An 18,094-nucleotide genomic window follows, 5' to 3' on the forward strand; every position below is an offset into this window, starting at 1 on the left:
GCGGATAGCCACCGGAAGGCGGGGGCGGCGGCGGATAATTCCCAGGAGGTGGTGGCGGTTGCTCGGTCATGGGCGCCTTCCAGGTGGCGGAAATTAGCTGGCTCTGCGGCCAGAACCATACCCGAGAAGTGGCCCGCCGCGATGGCGCTCGCACCGAACCGATGACCGTTATCTCGCGGCCCGGATCCCCTTGTTTGCCAACGCAATGGACGCCGTCAGCGGGTGACGGCCCCCTTGGACAGCGAGCCGAGCAGGTCGTGGCGCGTCAGCACCCCGATCGGCTTGCCGTCCTCGACGACCATCACGGCGTCGAAGTCGCGCAGGGTCTTTGCCGCGGTACCGAGCAACTCACCGGATCCGATGAGCGGCAGCGGGGCGCTCATGTGCTGGGCCACCGCGTCGGCCAGCTTTGCCCGGCCTTCGAAAACCGCTGACAGCAGCTCTCTTTCGGACACGCTGCCGGCCACCTCACCGGCCATTACCGGAGGTTCGGCGCCGACCACCGGCATCTGGGACACCCCGTACTCCCGCAGGATGGTGATGGCGTCGCGCACCGTCTCCGACGGGTGGGTGTGTACCAGATCCGGTAGCGCACCGGACTTGTGCCGCAACACCTCCCCGACCGTCGGCTCATCGATGGAACCGTCGAGGCGGCTGCGCAGGAATCCGTAGGACGACATCCATGCGTCGTTGAAAACCTTTGACAGGTAGCCGCGCCCGCCGTCGGGCAGCAACACGACCACGACCGCGTCGGGACCGGCCTCCTCGGCGACCTTCAGGGCGGCGACCACGGCCATCCCGCAGGATCCGCCGACCAGCAGCGCCTCCTCCCGGGCCAGCCGCCGCGTCATGTCGAAGGAATCCGCGTCGGAGACAGCGATGATCTGGTCCGGGACCGCCGGGTCGTAGGCACTGGGCCAGAAGTCCTCGCCGACGCCCTCCACCAGGTAGGGCCGGCCGGTGCCACCGGAGTACACCGAACCCTCGGGGTCGGCGCCGATGACCTTCACCCGTCCCCCGGACACCTCCTTGAGGTAGCGGCCGGTGCCGGTGATGGTGCCGCCGGTGCCCACGCCCGCCACGAAATGGGTGATCTTGCCGTCGGTGTCGGCCCAGATCTCCGGGCCGGTGGTCTCGTAGTGACTCTCCGGGCCCATCGGGTTGGAGTACTGGTCGGGCTTCCACGCACCGTCGATCTCCTGGACCAGCCGGTTGGAGACGCTGTAATAGCTGGCCGGATCGTCCGGGGCCACCGCGGTCGGGCAGACCACCACCTCGGCGCCGTAGGCGCGCAGTACGTTGCGCTTGTCCTCGCTGACCTTGTCCGGGCAGACGAACACGCACCGGTAGCCGCGCTGCTGGGCCACCAGGGCCAGGCCCACACCGGTGTTGCCGGAGGTGGGTTCGACGATGGTGCCGCCCGGCTTGAGCTCGCCGGATGCCTCGGCGGCGTCGATCATCTTGACCGCGATGCGGTCCTTGGAGCTGCCGCCCGGGTTGAGGTATTCGATCTTGGCCGCCACCACACCGGCACCCGGTGGGACCACCGAGTTCAGCCGGACCAGCGGGGTGTTACCGATGAGCTCACTGATATGGCTGGCGATGCGCATGACACCTATCGTGTCAGGCTGCTCGCCAACTCACCACGTGGCCTCGCGAATGTAGTCACCGACCTGGCGCAGCGAGCGCGTCGCCTCTCCGACGAACGGTGAACACAACTGGAAGACGTGGATCTGACCGGGCCAGATGCGGACCTCCACCGGCACGCCGGCCTCGGCCAGTACGCGCGCCGCCTTTCGCGCATCGTTGAGCAGAACCTCCGAACCGGACACGTGGATCAGCGTCCGCGGCAGGCCCGGCTCGACGTGCTCCAGCGGCTCGTAGACCTCTTGGCCGTGCCGCTGGGCGGCCTCCTCGACCAGGCCGCCGAGCGCTTCGATGGCCCGCGGCGGGAACATTGCGTCGGTGCGCGAGTTCGGGTGCTGGGCGCGGCTGTCGCTCTCGATCTCGAACAGCGGGGACATGGTGACCACCGCGGCGGGCGCGTCGCTGCCCTCGGCCTGCAGCCGCTGGGCCAGTGCCAGCGCCAGGTAACCACCGGCCGAATCACCGGCCAGCACGATGTGCTCGGGGTCGTATCCGGTCAGCCGCAGCCATTTGTAGGCGTCGTAGCAGTCGTCGATGGCGCTGCCGATGGAGTGTTTGGGAATCATCCGGTAGTTCACGACGAACACCGGGCTGTCGGCGAACTTCGACAGTTCGGTGACCATCCGGCCGTGGGTGTTGGCGCCGCACGTCAGGAACGCCCCGCCGTGCATGTACAGGATGATCGATCGCTTACCGTCGGCGGGCAGCACGCCGGCGGCGCGGACCAGCTGGGCGGTGCAGTGCGGCAGCGCGATGGTTGCGCGGACCGTGCCCGGTGCGGGCTTGAGCACGCGGGCGGCGAAGTCGAGCAGACCGAACGGCCACGGCATCCGGGGTGCGTGACTGGCGATAGCCAGAGTTGGCTTGATCGTCATCATGGCTACCAGGCCGGCGACCCGGCCCGCGAGGCCCGCACCGTCCTCCACGATCTCGACCGGGCGCCAGTCACCGACCGGGAAACGCCGCGATTGACGGGCCCTAACAGGGCTTATCGCTGCATGGGGGGCCCCGGAGACCCTACTTGGTGCCGTCATCGCCACCACTTCCTACGCCGTTGTAGTTCCCGCCTGGCCGATAAGTAGTTAGCCAGGCGGTTGAATTTAGCTTGCCTGCCGTCAATTTGTTCAACAATCCCCGAATCCGATTTGGTACCGGGTTCGATACCCCAATGTGACCGCGCCCACTCGCGTCCCCGCTGACTTTGCGGAAACGGGACCTAATATCGAGAACGTGGGTCGCCTGACGTCCATTGCCGTTGCAGCCGCCGCGCTCGCGTCGACGGGTTCGGCATATGTTGGAGCGCGAAATCTGCTCAGCGGGCAGGCCGACCAGGCCCGCCAGACGATCCCGAAGTCCTGGGACGTCCCGCCGCGGGCGGACGGGGTCTACACCGCGGGCGGCGGCCCGGTGCAGCGCTGGACCCGGGACACCCCCTTCGACCTGCACCTGATGATCTTCGGCGACTCGACGGCCACCGGATACGGCAGCACCTGCGCCGACGAGGTACCTGGCGTGCTGCTGGCCCGTGGGCTGGCCGAGGAATCCGGCAAGCGCATCCGGTTGAGCACCAAGGCGATCGTCGGCGCCACGTCCAAGGGGTTGTCGGGTCAGATCGACGCGATGTTCGTCGCGGGCCCGCCCCCGGACGCCGCGGTCATCATGATCGGGGCGAACGACATCACCAAACCCAACGGCACAGGCCCCTCGGCGCGTCGGGTCGGCCGTGCGGTGCAGCGCCTGCGCGACGCAGGCGCGGTTGTCATCGTCGGCACCTGCCCGGATTTCGGCGTCATCAAGGCCATCCCCCAGCCGCTGCGCTGGGTGGCCCGCAGCCAGGGTCTGCGGTTGGCCCGTGCGCAGGCCTCGGCGGTACGCGCCGCAGGTGGGGTGCCGGTGCCGTTCTCGGACCTGCTGGCCCCGCACTTCTATGAGGCGCCCGAGGTGTTGTTCTCCCCCGATATGTTCCATCCGTCGGCGGCCGGTTACGAGCTCGCGGCCAAACAGTTGCTGCCCGCGTTGTGTAGTGCGTTGGGCGAGTTCGTATCCGGCGCGCCGGCCGAGGCGGCACTGGAATCGCGCATCGACGACGGTGGCTCGCCGCTGTCGTGGCTGAGCAATGTCAGCCGGTTGTGGCGGCGCTCTACCGGGGTCCCCGCACCCATCGTGGTGCCTGCGGGTTAGGTTTCGTGTAACACGTTCCAATCCGAGGAGTCGCCATGCCCGAAGCCGTCATCGTCGCCACCGCACGCTCGCCGATCGGGCGGGCCGGTAAGGGATCGCTGGTCACCATGCGTCCGGATGATCTGGCCGCCCAGATGGTGCGCGCCGCCCTGGACAAGGTTCCCTCGCTGGACCCCCGCGATATCGACGACCTGATGATGGGCAGCGCACAGCCCGCCGGTGAGGCCGGCTACAACATCGGCCGCGCCGTCGCCGTCGAGCTGGGCTACGACTTCCTGCCCGGCACCACCGTGAACCGGTATTGCTCGTCATCGCTGCAGACCACCCGGATGGCGTTCCACGCGATCAAGGCCGGTGAGGGCGACGTGTTCATCTCCGCCGGTGTCGAGACGGTGTCGCGCTTCGGTGTGGGTGCCGCCGACGGGGCGCCGAACTCCAAGAACCCGCTGTTCGACGAAGCCCAGGCCCGCACCACCGCCCAGGCCGAGGGCGATGTGAAGTGGCACGACCCGCGCGAGGACGGCCTCATCCCGGACGTCTACATCGCCATGGGCCAGACCGCCGAGAACGTCGCCACCTTCACCGGCATCAGCCGCGAGGACCAGGACCACTGGGGTGTGCGCTCGCAGAACCGCGCCGAGGAAGCCATCAAGAGCGGCTTCTTCGAGCGCGAGATCTCCCCGGTGACGCTGCCCGACGGCACCGTCGTCTCCACCGATGACGGCCCGCGCGCCGGCACCACCTACGAGAAGATCAGTCAGCTCAAGCCGGTGTTCCGCCCCAACGGCACGATCACCGCGGGCAACGCCTGCCCGCTCAACGACGGTGCCGCGGCAGTGATCATCATGAGCGACACCAAGGCCAAGGAGCTCGGCCTGACCCCGCTGGCGCGCATCGTGTCCACCGGCGTGTCCGGGCTCTCGCCCGAGATCATGGGCCTGGGCCCGATCGAGGCCATCAAGAAGGCGCTGGCCAAGGCCGGCAAGACGATCTCCGATATCGACCTGGTCGAGATCAACGAGGCCTTCGCGGTGCAGGTGCTGGGTTCGGCGCGCGAACTGGGCATCGACGAGGACAAGCTGAACGTCTCCGGCGGCGCCATCGCCCTCGGGCATCCGTTCGGCATGACCGGCGCCCGCATCACCGCGACGCTGCTGAACAACCTGGCCACCCACGACAAGACCTTCGGCATCGAGTCGATGTGCGTCGGCGGCGGGCAGGGCATGGCGATGGTCGTGGAGCGGCTGTCCTGATATCGCGTTGACGCTGCGGTGCGGGCGAGCAGACCTCACCCGCACCGCAGAGTCATAGACTCCGTGCCGATGACCACACTCGGAACACCCCTGTCCCCGCACGCCACCCGGGTGATGCTGCTCGGCTCCGGCGAACTCGGCCGTGAGGTCCTGATCGCGCTGCAGCGTCTCGGCGTCGAGACGATCGCCGTCGACCGCTATGCGGACGCGCCGGGACACCAGATCGCCCATCACGCGCGGGTGCTCGCGATGACCGATGCCGACGCACTGCGCGAGCTGATCGAGACCGAGAAGCCCGACCTGGTGGTGCCCGAGATCGAGGCCATCGCGACCCCGGTGCTGGAGGCACTCGAGGACGCGGGTGCGGTGCGGGTGATCCCGACCGCGCGTGCGGCCCGGCTGACCATGGACCGCGAGGGCATCCGGCGCCTCGCCGCCGAGACGCTCGGCGTCCCGACCAGCCCGTACCGGTTCTGCGATTCGCTGGCCGAGTTGCAGGCCGCGGTCGACGAGATCGGCTACCCGTGCGTGGTCAAACCGGTGATGAGCAGTTCGGGCAAGGGGCAGAGCAAGATCGACTCTGCCGACGGCGTGGCCGCGGCCTGGGAGTACGCCATGTCGGGCAGCCGGGTGACCAACACCCGCATCATTGTCGAGGGCTTCATCGACTTCGATTACGAGATCACGCTGTTGACGGTGCGCAGCGTGGACGGAACCCAGTTCTGCCAACCGATCGGCCACAAGCAGGTCAGCGGCGACTACGTGGAGAGCTGGCAACCGCACCCGATGTCGGCCGCGGCGCTGGATTCGGCACAGCAGATCGCCGGCGCGGTGACCGAGAACCTGGGCGGGCAGGGCATTTTCGGGGTCGAGCTGTTCGTCAAGGGCGATCAGGTGTGGTTCAGCGAGGTCAGCCCGCGCCCGCACGACACCGGCATGGTCACGATGATCACGCAGTGGCAGAACGAGTTCGAGCTGCATGCCCGCGCCATCCTCGGCTTGCCGGTGGACACCACGTGCAAGACTCCCGGCGCCAGCGCGGTGATCTACGGCGGCGTGGACGCCTCCGGCGTGGTGTTCGACGGCGTGGACGAGGCGTTGCGGGTGCCACGCACCGATATTCGGCTGTTCGGCAAGCCGGAGAGCTTCGTCAAGCGCCGCATGGGGGTGGCGCTGGCCTATGACGCCGACGTCGACGTGGCGCGGGCCAATGCCGTGGAGGCCGCGAGCCGCGTCACGCCGCGGGTCCCCTAACTGCACTCCGACGGTGCAACCAGACCGGGATTTCGGCGCAGATCTCGGTCTGAGTGCACCGTCGGTGGCCATATGCGCGACAGCCGGCGCAGAACATCGGCCCCGGTGTGCCGCTTGGTCGCTCGGATTCGGTTCCAACCCAGTTCGGCGAGGTCTTCGCTGCGGACAATGTCCCACGCGTACTGACCAGGATCGGACCGATGATGGTCACCGTCGTATTCGATGGCCAACTTCAGGGCTTCCCAGCCCATGTCGAGGAAGTAGCGCCGCCGACCATCGAGGCTCACCACCGGGATCTGGGTCCGCGGCCGCGGATACCCCGCGCGGACGATCAACAGGCGCAGCCAGGTCTCGCGGGGCGACTCCGAGCCTGCGTCGTACAACTCGAGCGCGGCGTCGAGCTGACGCAGACCGCGCTTGCCGCCGTGCCGCGACCGTGCCCACTCGAGAACATCGGGGACGCGAAACCGACGGGCGTTTCCCAGTGCGTCGAGCCTGGTAACCGCCTCGTCGAGCGATCCACGCCGGCCCAGATCGAAGACCGTCCGGGTGATGGTGGTCGTCGGCAGACCCCAGCGTCCAGCCTCGGTGATCTCGTCGTCGGACAGATCGTGGTTGCGGGTCCGGATGCCGGGCGGTGGTCGACGATTGGACCAAACCAACTCGATGGGTTGCGAATCCTCGACATACCGCGCGCCGTGCAACGCCGATGCGGTGAGTCCGCACAGGATCGCGCGGCGATCCGACCACAGCCACGCCGCCAATGCGCGGTCTTCGAGAGTCAGCTCGACGCCACGTCGAACATAGATGTCGGGATGGATGGCCGTGCATCGGCGGCCCAGCTGATATTTCGAGATCCGCCCGGCAGCGACGGCCTCGCTACCGATGAAGGGCTGCGTCATGGTTCGAGCGTCGCGCCCCACCCTCGTCAGCGCAGCCCCGCCGGCAGGATCTGTGGATAACGCGACGCCGACGGTGCACACAGATCGACTTCTGGGCCGAAAAGTCGATCTGAATGCACCGTCGGTCAATGAAAGGGCGCAACGAAAAAGGGCGCCCCGTGCGGGACGCCCTTTCTCTGGCCGGACTGCTAGTCGTTGTTGAAGTAACTCAGCAGACGCAGGATCTCCAGGTACAGCCACACCAGGGTGACCATCAGGCCCAGGGCGACGCCCCATGCGGCCTTCTCCGGAGCGCCGGCGCGGATCATCTGGTCCGCGGCGTCGAAGTCGATCAGGAAGCTGAACGCCGCCAGCGCGATGCACAGCAGCGAGAAGCCGATCGCGATGGCGCCACCGTCGCGCAGGCCCATGCCCGCACCGCCGCCGACACCGAACAGGCCGAGCACCAGGTTCACCAGCATCAGTGCGACGACGCCGAACAGGCCGGCGACGATCATCCGGGTGAACTTCGGGGTGACGCGGATGGCACCGGTCTTGTAGACCACGAGCATGCCGAAGAACACGCCGAGTGTGCCGACGATCGCCTGGGCGATCATGCCGACGCCACCGACCGAGGCCAGGTTGGCGATGATGAATGACACCGCGCCGAGGAACAGGCCCTCCAGCGCCGCGTAGCTCAGCACGATGGCCGGGTTGTCCTGCTTGCGTCCGAACGTGGCGATGAGAACCAGCGCCAGGCCGCCGAGGGCACCCACCAGGGTGAACGGCGTGGCCAGCCCGAGGTTCTGGCTGACCAGGTAGTACGAGACGACGGCCACCGCGGTCAGCAGCGCGAGGCTGATGCCGGTCTTGGTGACGACGTCATCGATGGTCATCGGCCGGGAGACCCCGGCCTGCTGCTGATCCGGGTACTGGGTTGCGGCGTAGGGATCCGCATGTACCTGCTGCGCACCGAAGCTTGCGGCTCCGGTACCGAACTGCGCGTATCCGCCCTGCTGCCCCTTGGGCAGGGATCGGAATACCGGGTTGCTGCTTTCGCGCACCGTAGGTCCTCTCCTCAAGTACTGATGTTCGATCTACGAACACACAATCAACGATCATTGCCGTGAACCGGTTCCCGCGATACCCCTGCACTGAGAGCGCTCTCAGATACCGGCCGTGCGCCCATTCCTGGGATGAAGCTGTGCAAACCCTACCCGTCGCACATCACGCGCAGACCACGAACTAGATTGCATTCGTGGCAGAAAACGAGGACATCCTAGTAAGTGTCCGCAACGGTGTCGGCATCGTGACGTTGAACCGCCCGAAGGCGATCAACTCGCTCAACGACGTCATGGTCGCCGGCCTCCAGCGGGCCCTGACCGAATGGGAGAACGACGACGCCGTCGGGAGCGTGCTGCTGACCGGCGCCGGTGAGCGCGGCCTGTGCGCGGGCGGCGACGTGGTCGCGCTCTATCAGAGCGCAAAGTCGGACGGCTCCTATGCGCGCAAGTTCTGGTGGGACGAGTACCTGCTGAACGCGCACATCGGCCGGTTCGCCAAGCCCTACGTCGCGCTGATGGACGGCATCGTGATGGGCGGCGGTGTCGGGGTCGCCGCGCACGGCAACGTCCGCGTGGTCACCGAGAAGACCAAGATGGGCATGCCCGAGGTGGGCATCGGTTTCATCCCCGACGTCGGCGGCACCTACCTGCTCTCGCGCGCACCGGGATCGCTGGGCCTGCATGCCGCGCTGACCGGCGCCCCGTTCTCCGGCGCGGACGCCATCGCCCTGGGCTTCGCCGACCATTTCGTCCCGCAGGCACGCCTGCGCGACTTCGCCGACGCGGTCGTCACCGACGGCCATGAGGACGCCCTGAACAGCTACGCCGAGGAGCCCCCGGCCAGCGAGCTGGTGGCCCAGCGGGATTGGATCGATGACTGTTATGCCGGCGACAGCGTCGCAGCGATCTTGGACGACCTGCGCGCCCACGCCGAGCCGGCCGCGCACGACGCCGCCGACCTGATCGCCACCCGCTCCCCCATCGCGCTGGCCGTCACCCTGACCGCGGTGCGCCGCGCGGAGCACCTGGCCACCCTGGAAGAAGTACTGCAGCAGGAGTTCCGGGTGTCGGTGGCCTCGGCGAAGTCGCATGATTTCGTCGAGGGCATCCGGGCCCAACTCGTCGACAAGGACCGTAATCCGCAGTGGTCCCCGGCCACGCTGGAGGCCGTCGACGACGCGGCCATCGACGCCTATTTCGCCTCCGCCGACCCTGATCTCACCTTCTGACAAGGAACATCATGACGACAGAGAATTACGAGACCATCCTGGTGACCCGCGACGGCCGGGTCGCCACCATCACGCTGAATCGCCCCAAGGCGCTGAACGCGCTCAACAGCCAGGTGATGCACGAAGTCACCACCGCCGCAGCCGAACTCGACGATGATCCGGGTATCGGTGCGATCATCCTGACCGGCAGCGAGAAGGCCTTCGCCGCCGGTGCCGACATCAAGGAGATGGCCGACCTGTCCTTCGCGGACGTGTTCGGCCAGGATTTCTTCGCGCTGTGGGGCAAGTTCGCCGCCACCCGCACCCCCACCATCGCCGCGGTGGCCGGCTACGCCCTCGGCGGCGGCTGCGAGTTGGCCATGATGTGCGATCTGCTGATCGCCGCCGACACCGCGAAATTCGGCCAACCCGAGATCAAACTCGGCGTGCTGCCCGGCATGGGCGGCAGTCAGCGGTTGACCCGCGCGATCGGCAAGGCCAAGGCGATGGACCTGATCCTGACCGGGCGCACCATCGACGCCGCCGAGGCCGAACGCAGCGGCCTGGTGTCGCGCGTCGTGCCCGCCGACACCCTGCTCGACGAGGCCAATGCCACCGCGGCCACGATTGCGGGGATGTCGCGATCGGCGGCCCGGATGGCCAAGGAGGCGGTCAACCGCGCCTTCGAGTCGACGCTGACCGAGGGTCTGCTCTACGAACGACGGATCTTCCACTCGGCGTTCGCCACCGAAGACCAGAAGGAAGGGATGGCCGCGTTCACCGAGAAGCGCGCGGCGAACTTCACGCATCGCTAAGGTCGAGCGGTGACCGCCACCGCCGAGCAGGACGTGACCCAAGCGCCGCCCAAGCGCGCGTGGTGGATTCGGCACTACACCTTCACCGGTACCGCGGTCGGCCTGGTCTTCATCTGGCTGTCGCTGACCCCGTCGCTGCTGCCGCGCGGCCCGCTGTTCCAGGGCCTGGTCAGCGGCGCGGCCGGGGCGATCGGCTACAGCCTCGGTGTGTTTGCCGTGTGGCTGGTGCGCTATATGCGTTCCAAGGACACCAGTCCGGCACCGCCCAAGCGAGCGTGGCTGGTGCTCATCGCCGTCGGCGTCATCGGCCAGGTCGCGGCGATCGTCTACTTCCACGTCTGGCAGGACGATATCCGGGACCTGATGGGCGTTCCGCGGCTGGGCTTCTGGGACCACCCGCTGACCGCCGTGCTGGCGATCGTGTTCCTCTTCCTGTTCGTCGAACTCGGTCAGCTGGTCGGCATGTTGATCCGTTACCTGGTGCGCCAACTCGAGCGCATCGCACCGCCGCGGGTCTCCGGGGTGGTGGCCGTCGCACTGGTGCTCGCACTGGCCGTCGCGCTGCTCAACGGCATCGTGGTGCGCTTCGCGATGAGCACCATCAACAACACCTTCGAGACCGTCAACAACGAGGATGACCCCGACAACCCGGCTCCCACAACGGTTCTGCGTTCCGGCGGCCCGCAGTCATTGGTGAGTTGGGAATCACTGGGCCATCAGGGCCGCAACTTCGTCGCCGGTGGACCGTCGGTCGAGGAGCTCACCGAGTTCAACGGATCCCCTGCCACCGAACCGATCCGGGCGTACGCGGGCCTGAACTCGGCCGACGGGATCCGGGCGACCGCCCGGCTGGCGGCCGAGGAACTGCGCCGCACCGGCGGGCTGGACCGCGCCGTCATCGCGATCGCCACCACGACCGGCACCGGCTGGATCAACGAGGCCGAGGCCTCGACGCTGGAATACATGTACAACGGCGACACCGCGATCGTGTCGATGCAGTACTCGTTCCTGCCCAGCTGGATCTCGTTCCTGGTCGATCAGGAGAACGCCCTGCAGGCCGGCCAGGCGTTGTTCGAGGCGGTCGACGCCATGGTGCGCGAGCTACCCGAAGCCGAGCGCCCCAGGGTGGTGGTGTTCGGGGAGAGTCTCGGCTCGTTCGGCGGTGAGGCCCCGTTCCTGGCGCTGAACAATCTGATCGCCCGTACCGACGGCGCGCTGTTCTCCGGCCCGACGTTCAAGAACACCATCTGGAACACCCTCACCCACGACCGTGACGCGGGATCGCCGCAGTGGCTTCCGATCTACGACAAGGGTGAGAACGTCCGCTTCTCGGCACGGGCGGCACAGGATCTGGGCCGGCCCGACGATCCCTGGGGCCGGCCGCGGGTGGTCTATCTGCAGCACGCCTCGGACCCGATCTCCTGGTGGAATCCCGATCTGCTGTTCGCCAAACCGGATTGGCTCAAGGAACCGCGCGGGTACGACGTCTCCCCGCGGATGGAGTGGATCCCGGTCGTCACCTTCCTGCAGGTGTCCGCTGATATGGCTGTGGCGGTAAACGTTCCGGACGGGCACGGCCACGTCTACGTGCGCGATGTCGCCAACGCGTGGGCGGCGATCCTGCAGCCACCGGGCTGGACATCCGACAAGACCGAGCGGCTCCGTCCGCTGCTGCGCTCAGACGAGAGCAGCTGAACGCAGTTCGTCCGGCAGCGCGTGATAGCCGCCGATGACATCGGTGGCCCTGTGCAGGCCCAGATCCTGCAGTGCGGCGGCGGCCAGACTGGAGGTGTACCCCTCCGAGCACAGCACGATCCACTCGACGTCGTCGCCGACGGCTTCCGGGATGCGCGCGTCACTGGTGGGGTCGCACCGCCATTCCAGGTGGTTGCGCTCGATGACGAGGGCGGCGGGGACCTCACCTTCCTCGCCTCGCTGCCAGGCCGGCCGGATGTCGACCAGCACCGCCCCGCGTCGCAGCGCGGCAGGCACCTCGGCCGCCTCGATCCGCTGCAACCGGGCCCGGGCGGCGTCGAGCACCGCGTCGATACGACTGGTCATGTGCCTATCCTTCCGGCGCGTCGGTGAGTTCGGTGCGGTTGCGACGCAGCGTGTTTCGCTCGGTGACCGAATAGTAGGACATGGCGGTCAGCGGCGGCGAGTACGCATGCACGCTCAACGTCGGCGAGGACGGCACCGCGACCCCGCCCACCGACACCGACTCGCGAGCCCAGACCACATCGTGCACCCAGCCCAGTGGGAACGCCGCCTGGTCCCCGGCGACCAGCCTGCGATCCCGCAGATCGCTGCCGTCCCAGCGGGTTTCCCGCAGAGCACCGGACACCACCGTCAACGCCCCGAGCGAGCCGCCGTGATCGTGGAGTTCGGTCGACTTGTCGGGCACCCAGCTGATCAGCCAGATGTCGAGTTCGTCGTCACCGTAGAGCCGGTTGTACCAGCGCTCGTCGGGCGATCGCAGGGCGCCTTCCAGCAGTCGGTCGTAGCGACCGGACAGCACGTCGTCGGCGCAGCGGTCGGTGGCAGCCAGCAGGTCGGGAAGACGCAGCCGGGTGGGGGCCGAGACAGCGGGCGGGGTCAGGACAGGGGCAACCATGGAAATGGGACTCCAGAGACGAGAGGATCGAACAGGTCGGCACGCTCAGTAAGCGCGACAACAGCGCAGAAACGCGGTCCCCTCCGTCATGGCGGCCAGTGTTGCATAGATTGGCCTCATGCGCCGCCACCTCGTTGCCAGCCTCGCTGCCGCCGCCGTCCTGCTCGCTGGGTGCGGATCGGATGCCGGGGAGCCGACGAGCACACCGTCGGCATCCGCCACGTCCACCACCGAGGCACCGCGACTGCCCGCCGAGGCGGCGGCCGGCGGCGCGGTGCGGGTGTCCCCCGATGGGGTGACAACGGTTGTCGACGTGCCGGCCGAGGCCACCGAATCGGGCTATGGCCAGGCCTGTCTGGCCGCGAAGCGCTGGTTCGACGAGCATCGGGAGCCGGTCGAGACGTACCTGAAGATGATCCAGGCCGCGGGTGCCGCCGGGCCGGCCACGTTCGGCGCCGCCTGGGCCGATCTCACTCCGGGACAGCAGGCCGGGGCGATCATGGCCGTCAACGCCGCGTCCCGCGGCGAGTGCGGCTGAGAGTTCTGATCACGCCGAGTCGAATGGCCGCTGGGCGATCCACTCCCGCCCGCGGGTGACCGCGATCTCGATGGCCTCGAACGCGCGGTCGGTGGCCTCGATGATGCCGTCGGGGCCGAGGATCTCGCCGATGCCGCCGCGCTCCAGCACCGCACGGGTCTGCGGGCTGACTCCGGCGATGAACAGCCGGCCGTGGTGCGAGGTGAGGGCGTCCGACCAGCGCCGTAACGCCTTGATCGCCACCGACGAGGGGACATCGGGCAGGGCCCACAGACTCAGCACGACGACGGCATTGCGGGTGCCCTCGGCCCGCGGCCATTTCTCGTCGATCCGGGCGACCTCGGCGAACAGCCCGACACCCGAGTAGAACAGCACCGTCACGTCGTCGTCGGCGCAGCGTTCGGGCACCGGAATCTCCCGCCAGCCCTGCCCATCGCGGGCCAGCGCACGAAGATCCGCGGCCTTGGCGGCCTTGACGCAGTACAGCACCAGCGAGGTGATCACCCCGATGAGGATCGCGGTGTGCAGCGGTAGTTCGGTGGTCGCCACGAAGGTGATGACCATCGCCACCGCCGACAGCGGGGCCGCCCGCAGCACCAACATGATGTCGGGTAGCCGGCCCATGATCAGCTCGGCACCGATCACCACGATCAATCCGCCGATGACCGGCATCGGGATCAGCTCGGCTGTCGACCCGGCCGCCAGCACCAGCAGTGCCAGCCACAGTCCGGCGAAGATGCCGGCCCAGCGGGTCTGCGCCCCGGCCGAGGTGGCCACCCCGGTGCGGGACAGCGAGCCGCCCGCGGGCAGAGCGCCGAAGAATCCGCCGATCGCATTGGCCGCACCCTGGGCCTTGAAATCACCGTCCATGTCGGGGCGGCTACCGTCCGGGTTCGGTACCGCAGCCGAGATGCCGGCGGCCTGGGCCAGCGCGACCAGTGCCACCGCGACACCGCCCAGCACCAGTTCGGGCATCGCCGCGACATTCGGAACCGTCACCGGCGGAAGCGCATTGGCGATCGAGGCGATGTCACCGACGGTCTCGACCGCGATATCGGTGACCGCGACCACCGCGGTCACGATGACCAGCGCGAGCAGGGTGGCAAACGACCGCAGCGGCCTGACGAGGTGGAACACCGCCCACACCGCGATGGTGGCCGCGGTGACCGCCGCCGCGGCCGGATGCCACAACCCGATATGCGCCAACCAATCGATGAACTTGCCGACCGTGTTGCCACTGTCCGGGCGGTAACCCGTGGCATCGCCGAGAACTCCGGCGATGATCTGCAAGGCGATACCGGTGGCGAACCCGGTCATCACCGCGTTGGAGACGAAGTTCATGATCGAACCGAATCGCAACAGACCGAACGCCACCATCACCACGCCGACGACGATGGCCAACGCGGCGACGTTGGCCGGATCGCCGGGATCCAGACCGGCATCGGTCAGCACGCTGCGCGACGTCAGCGCGATCGCACTGGTCAACGTGGTCACCATCAGCACGGTGCGGGCGAACAGCGAACCGATGATGCCGGGCACGACGCCCGCGTAGATCCCGGCCGCCGGGTTGAAGCCGCCGATGGCGGCGTAGGCCATGCCCTCCGGGATCGAGAACAGACCGGTCACGAGGCCGGCGAGCACATCCTTGACGGTCGGGCGGCCCAACCGGCGCGGCCCTCTGGTCGGCATCGTCACAGTCTTGTCGATCCCGACTCCCGGTGCACCAGAATGGGGTCATGCGGATCGCGTTGGCGCTGGGCAGCGGTGGTGCGCGCGGCTACGCGCACATCGGGGTCATCAACGAACTCCAGGAACGTGGCTATGAGATCGTCGGGATCGCCGGATCATCGATGGGCGCCCTGGTCGGCGGTCTGCACGCGGCGGGCAAACTCGACGAATTCGCCCGCTGGGCCGGGTCTTTGACCCAACGGGCGGTGCTGCGACTGCTGGACCCCTCGCTCAGCTCACCGGGTGTGCTGCGCGCCGAGAAGATCCTGGACGCGGTGCGCGACATCCTCGGGGACGTGACGATCGAAGCGTTGCCCATCCCCTACACCTCGGTGGCCACCGATCTGATCACCGGGAAATCGGTGTGGTTGCAGCGCGGTCCGCTCGACGACGCGATCCGCGCCTCGATCGCGATCCCGGGCATCTTCACCCCGCATGTGCTCGACGGACGGCTGCTGGCCGACGGTGGCATCCTCGATCCGTTGCCGATGGCCCCCATCTCGGCCGTCAACGCCGATCTGACCATCGCGGTCAGCCTGTCCGGCGGTGATCCCGCCGCGCGGATCACCGAGCCGCAACCACGGGTGACGACGGAGTTCCTGGGCCGGATGTGGCGTAGCACAACGGCGTTGCTCGATACGTCGACTGCGCAGCGGGTGATGGACACCCCGGCCGCGAAATCCGTGCTGAGCCGGTTCAGCAGCGCACTGGACGACGTTCCCGAGGAGCCCGCCGACGGCATCCCGGAACTGCCGCGGCTGGGCAGCTTCGAGATCATGAACCGCACCATCGACATCGCGCAGTCCGCCTTGGCCCGGCACACATTGGCGACCTACCCGCCCGACCTGCTGATCGAGGTGCCGCGCAACGCCTGTCGCAGTCTGGAGTACCACCGCGCCGAGGAGGTCATCGAGATCGGCCAGGAATTGGCCGCCGCCGCGCTGGACGCGGTGGATTAGCCGGCCAGGAACCGCCCTATCGCGGCCGCCACCCGCCGGCCCTGCTCGCGGCCTGCGATCGCCGACGGCCCCCGGCACCCGGGATCGAGCGGGTTGGCCCCGAAGGCCGCCAGCGCGGCGTCGTCGGCGAACACCGCGAAGGACGTTCCGCCCCATGCCTGGATCTCGGCGGCCGCCCCGTCACCGAACGGGGACGGGGCGTCGTCGGCGGCAGGCACCAGCACCACCGCGGCGTCGCAGTCCGCGACGACCGGCATGTGCACCGTGCTGGCCACACCGCCGTCGATGTACCGGGTGCCACCGATGGTCACCGGCGGCCACGCCGCAGGCACCGCGCAGCTGGCGGCGACGGCGTCGACCAGCCCGGCGCCCGAGTCCCGGGTGAACACCGTGAGGTCGCCGGTCGCGGTGTCGATGGCGGTGATGCGCAGATCGCGCTGCGGCCAGTCGTGCGACGGCAGCCGGTGCGCGATCACGGCGCGGCGCACCGACTCGGGCACGGTGTCGGCGGCCAACGCGATCTCCCCGATCCGCCGCATCCGGTCGGGCGCATGGGTATCGGCGAGCGCGTCGAGAAACACCGCGGTGATGTCATCGATGCCGATGCCCGGATCGATCTCGTGGGTGTCGGCGGAGAGTTGACGATCGTAGAGCCGCCCGACCGGCGTGCCGCTGCCGATCTGCGCGGCCACGGCCGAGCCCGCCGACGTTCCCAGCAGCACATCGGCATTCAACAGTGCGGCCGCGACGTCCGGCGCCTCCTCGCTGATGCCGGCCAGCACACCGGTCTCCCAGGCGATGCCGGCCAGCCCGCCGCCGGCCAGCACCAGGGCGCGCCGGGTCATCCGCGCTGCAACCCCGGTGCGGCCTTGGCGCCGAACAGCGGCAGATCCAGGTAGGTGGCCACCCCCGGCGGTGCCGCGCAGACCGCGGGAATCGAGTTCACACAGTGTGCGGCGGTGGCGACGACACCCGGCTCGGGGCCCTGTTCGCCGACCTCGCCCTGGAAGCCGGTGATGACGACCGTGAAATCCGGGTTACCGCGCACCTGCATTTCATACCGCTGCCCCTCGGGACCGAAATCCCAGTGCGGATCCAGGTTTTCCTCACCCATCAGCCAGTTGACGGTCACCCGCACGACGACCTCGCCGCCGACGAGCGCCTCCCAGTGGAACTTTCGGCCGGCCACCTGCCCGGGTTCGATCGTGCCGATCGGGGACTCGATCGGCGCGGTGGCGACCGCGATCTCCTGGCGGGCGGTGATCGTCGGGTCGGCGGCGAACCCGAAGGCGTCGACGCACATCTTCACCGCCTGGATGAAGCCGTTGTCCAGCAGCTTCTGCATCGGACCCGACAGCGCCTTGTCCGGGGTCTCCCCGAAGCCCATCACATGGCGCACCACATCGGGTGCGTCATAGGTGCGCAGATCCGAGAACTCCTCGGCCCGGACGAACGTGACACCGGTCGACATCGCCGAGAACAGGATCGGGAACTTCTCGCTGATGCCACCCGGCGCGATGCCGGTGCCGTGCAGCGTCGCGTTACCCGCCAGACCCGCCTCCCGCATCGGGGCGGCCTGCTTCTCGCCGGGGTAGATCCAGCCCACCGGGGTGACGACGTTCTTGCCCGATCGCAGCAGGGCGGCCACCTCGTCGGGATCGGGCAGCAGGGGGGCATAGATGACCGCGTCGGCGTCCAGCGCCAGGATCTCCTCGGCACTGCTGGTGGCGATCACGCCGATCGGATCCCCGCCGATCAGTTCGCCGACATCGCGGCCGTTCTTGGCCGCCGAGTGCACCCAGCAGCCGACCAGATCGAGATCCGGATGTTCGAGCACCCCCTTGATCGCGGCTGTCCCGACCCCACCGGTGGCCCACTGCACGACCCGCAACGCCATCGTCATCCCTTCCGGTAAAACTAGAACACGTTCTACCACCATCGCGGGCGGACCG

The 18,094-nt window shown here is 68.3% G+C and carries 17 protein-coding genes; 8 read left to right on the forward strand and 9 right to left on the reverse strand.

What is annotated here, in order from left to right; translation table 11 throughout:
• Positions 1–215 precede the first annotated feature (215 nt).
• Together BST17_RS23830 and BST17_RS23835 are read right to left on the reverse strand one after the other, a co-directional pair.
• The gene (locus BST17_RS23830) at positions 216–1,610 is read right to left on the reverse strand and encodes a cystathionine beta-synthase (protein WP_083061377.1); all 1,395 of its coding nucleotides are present in this window, start codon (positions 1,608–1,610) and stop codon (positions 216–218) included.
• Between the two features lie 30 nt (positions 1,611–1,640).
• Positions 1,641–2,681, reverse strand: a complete 1,041-nt coding sequence (locus tag BST17_RS23835) for an alpha/beta hydrolase (protein ID WP_083061430.1) — start codon at positions 2,679–2,681, stop codon at positions 1,641–1,643.
• 196 nt (positions 2,682–2,877) lie between these two features.
• Between BST17_RS23835 and BST17_RS23840 the strand changes: the two genes are divergently transcribed.
• The 3 genes from BST17_RS23840 (at position 2,878) to purT (ending at position 6,335) form a co-directional block, all read left to right on the forward strand.
• Positions 2,878–3,828 (forward strand): SGNH/GDSL hydrolase family protein, encoded by a 951-nt coding sequence (locus tag BST17_RS23840; RefSeq protein ID WP_207573709.1) that lies wholly within the window; start codon positions 2,878–2,880, stop codon positions 3,826–3,828.
• 35 nt (positions 3,829–3,863) lie between these two features.
• Complete coding sequence (locus tag BST17_RS23845) at positions 3,864–5,081, forward strand: acetyl-CoA C-acetyltransferase (RefSeq protein WP_083061378.1); 1,218 nt, start codon at positions 3,864–3,866, stop codon at positions 5,079–5,081.
• A gap of 69 nt (positions 5,082–5,150) precedes the next feature.
• Positions 5,151–6,335, forward strand: a complete 1,185-nt coding sequence (purT, locus tag BST17_RS23850; RefSeq protein ID WP_083061379.1) for a formate-dependent phosphoribosylglycinamide formyltransferase — start codon at positions 5,151–5,153, stop codon at positions 6,333–6,335.
• Here purT and BST17_RS23855 read toward each other — a convergent pair.
• Together BST17_RS23855 and BST17_RS23860 are read right to left on the reverse strand one after the other, a co-directional pair.
• Positions 6,332–7,237, reverse strand: a complete 906-nt coding sequence (locus BST17_RS23855) for a hypothetical protein (protein ID WP_083061380.1) — start codon at positions 7,235–7,237, stop codon at positions 6,332–6,334. The genes purT and BST17_RS23855 overlap by 4 nt on opposite strands.
• A gap of 188 nt (positions 7,238–7,425) precedes the next feature.
• The gene (locus tag BST17_RS23860) at positions 7,426–8,280 is read right to left on the reverse strand and encodes a Bax inhibitor-1/YccA family protein (protein ID WP_083061381.1); all 855 of its coding nucleotides are present in this window, start codon (positions 8,278–8,280) and stop codon (positions 7,426–7,428) included.
• A gap of 194 nt (positions 8,281–8,474) precedes the next feature.
• On the opposite strand from BST17_RS23860, the gene BST17_RS23865 reads away from it, so the two are divergent.
• The 3 genes from BST17_RS23865 to BST17_RS23875 are packed head-to-tail and all read left to right on the forward strand — an operon-like array spanning position 8,475 to position 11,998.
• On the forward strand, positions 8,475–9,509 hold the full coding sequence (locus BST17_RS23865; protein WP_083061382.1) for an enoyl-CoA hydratase/isomerase family protein: 1,035 nt from the start codon (positions 8,475–8,477) through the stop codon (positions 9,507–9,509).
• Between the two features lie 11 nt (positions 9,510–9,520).
• Complete coding sequence (locus tag BST17_RS23870) at positions 9,521–10,303, forward strand: enoyl-CoA hydratase (protein ID WP_083061383.1); 783 nt, start codon at positions 9,521–9,523, stop codon at positions 10,301–10,303.
• Between the two features lie 9 nt (positions 10,304–10,312).
• A complete protein-coding gene (locus tag BST17_RS23875; RefSeq protein WP_083061384.1) occupies positions 10,313–11,998 on the forward strand; it encodes an alpha/beta hydrolase in 1,686 nt (561 codons plus the stop codon).
• Here the strand turns inward: BST17_RS23875 and BST17_RS23880 are convergent.
• Positions 11,981–12,364, reverse strand: a complete 384-nt coding sequence (locus tag BST17_RS23880; RefSeq protein WP_083061385.1) for a rhodanese-like domain-containing protein — start codon at positions 12,362–12,364, stop codon at positions 11,981–11,983. The genes BST17_RS23875 and BST17_RS23880 overlap by 18 nt on opposite strands.
• Before the next feature lie 4 nt (positions 12,365–12,368).
• Entirely contained in the window at positions 12,369–12,917 is a 549-nt protein-coding gene (locus BST17_RS23885) for a cysteine dioxygenase (RefSeq protein WP_083061386.1), read from the reverse strand.
• Positions 12,918–13,035: 118 nt separating this feature from the next.
• On the opposite strand from BST17_RS23885, the gene lpqV reads away from it, so the two are divergent.
• Positions 13,036–13,455, forward strand: coding sequence for a lipoprotein LpqV (lpqV, locus tag BST17_RS23890; protein ID WP_083061387.1), 420 nt, complete (start codon positions 13,036–13,038; stop codon positions 13,453–13,455).
• 9 nt (positions 13,456–13,464) lie between these two features.
• Here the strand turns inward: lpqV and BST17_RS23895 are convergent, their stop codons facing one another.
• Positions 13,465–15,144, reverse strand: coding sequence for a SulP family inorganic anion transporter (locus BST17_RS23895; RefSeq protein ID WP_083061388.1), 1,680 nt, complete (start codon positions 15,142–15,144; stop codon positions 13,465–13,467).
• Between the two features lie 47 nt (positions 15,145–15,191).
• Here BST17_RS23895 and BST17_RS23900 point away from each other — a divergent pair, with 47 nt between their 5' ends.
• Positions 15,192–16,142: a patatin family protein gene (locus BST17_RS23900; protein WP_083061389.1), complete on the forward strand. Its 951-nt coding sequence runs from the start codon at positions 15,192–15,194 to the stop codon at positions 16,140–16,142.
• Here BST17_RS23900 and BST17_RS23905 read toward each other — a convergent pair.
• Both BST17_RS23905 and BST17_RS23910 read right to left on the reverse strand, forming a co-directional pair.
• Positions 16,139–16,987 (reverse strand): patatin-like phospholipase family protein, encoded by an 849-nt coding sequence (locus BST17_RS23905; RefSeq protein ID WP_083061390.1) that lies wholly within the window; start codon positions 16,985–16,987, stop codon positions 16,139–16,141. The two genes, BST17_RS23900 and BST17_RS23905, sit on opposite strands and share 4 nt — an antisense overlap.
• Positions 16,984–18,039: an NAD(P)H-dependent amine dehydrogenase family protein gene (locus BST17_RS23910; RefSeq protein WP_083061432.1), complete on the reverse strand. Its 1,056-nt coding sequence runs from the start codon at positions 18,037–18,039 to the stop codon at positions 16,984–16,986. The genes BST17_RS23905 and BST17_RS23910 overlap by 4 nt, the downstream gene beginning before the upstream one ends.
• Positions 18,040–18,094: the final 55 nt, after the last annotated feature.

Origin of the sequence: Mycolicibacterium bacteremicum (assembly GCF_002086115.1) — a bacterium.
In the GTDB taxonomy this organism is placed as follows: domain Bacteria; phylum Actinomycetota; class Actinomycetes; order Mycobacteriales; family Mycobacteriaceae; genus Mycobacterium; species Mycobacterium bacteremicum.

Excerpts from the sequence above, each read along its gene's own strand:
- BST17_RS23830 (WP_083061377.1), bottom strand. The coding sequence starts at position 1,610 with ATGCGCATCGCCAGCCATATCAGTGAGCTCATCGGTAACACCCCGCTG.
- BST17_RS23835 (WP_083061430.1), bottom strand. The coding sequence starts at position 2,681 with ATGACGGCACCAAGTAGGGTCTCCGGGGCCCCCCATGCAGCGATAAGC.
- BST17_RS23845 (WP_083061378.1), top strand. The coding sequence starts at position 3,864 with ATGCCCGAAGCCGTCATCGTCGCCACCGCACGCTCGCCGATCGGGCGG.
- purT (WP_083061379.1), top strand. The coding sequence starts at position 5,151 with ATGACCACACTCGGAACACCCCTGTCCCCGCACGCCACCCGGGTGATG.
- BST17_RS23855 (WP_083061380.1), bottom strand. The coding sequence starts at position 7,237 with ATGACGCAGCCCTTCATCGGTAGCGAGGCCGTCGCTGCCGGGCGGATC.
- BST17_RS23870 (WP_083061383.1), top strand. The coding sequence starts at position 9,521 with ATGACGACAGAGAATTACGAGACCATCCTGGTGACCCGCGACGGCCGG.
- BST17_RS23880 (WP_083061385.1), bottom strand. The coding sequence starts at position 12,364 with ATGACCAGTCGTATCGACGCGGTGCTCGACGCCGCCCGGGCCCGGTTG.
- BST17_RS23885 (WP_083061386.1), bottom strand. The coding sequence starts at position 12,917 with ATGGTTGCCCCTGTCCTGACCCCGCCCGCTGTCTCGGCCCCCACCCGG.
- lpqV (WP_083061387.1), top strand. The coding sequence starts at position 13,036 with ATGCGCCGCCACCTCGTTGCCAGCCTCGCTGCCGCCGCCGTCCTGCTC.
- BST17_RS23895 (WP_083061388.1), bottom strand. The coding sequence starts at position 15,144 with ATGCCGACCAGAGGGCCGCGCCGGTTGGGCCGCCCGACCGTCAAGGAT.
- BST17_RS23900 (WP_083061389.1), top strand. The coding sequence starts at position 15,192 with ATGCGGATCGCGTTGGCGCTGGGCAGCGGTGGTGCGCGCGGCTACGCG.
- BST17_RS23905 (WP_083061390.1), bottom strand. The coding sequence starts at position 16,987 with ATGACCCGGCGCGCCCTGGTGCTGGCCGGCGGCGGGCTGGCCGGCATC.
- BST17_RS23910 (WP_083061432.1), bottom strand. The coding sequence starts at position 18,039 with ATGGCGTTGCGGGTCGTGCAGTGGGCCACCGGTGGGGTCGGGACAGCC.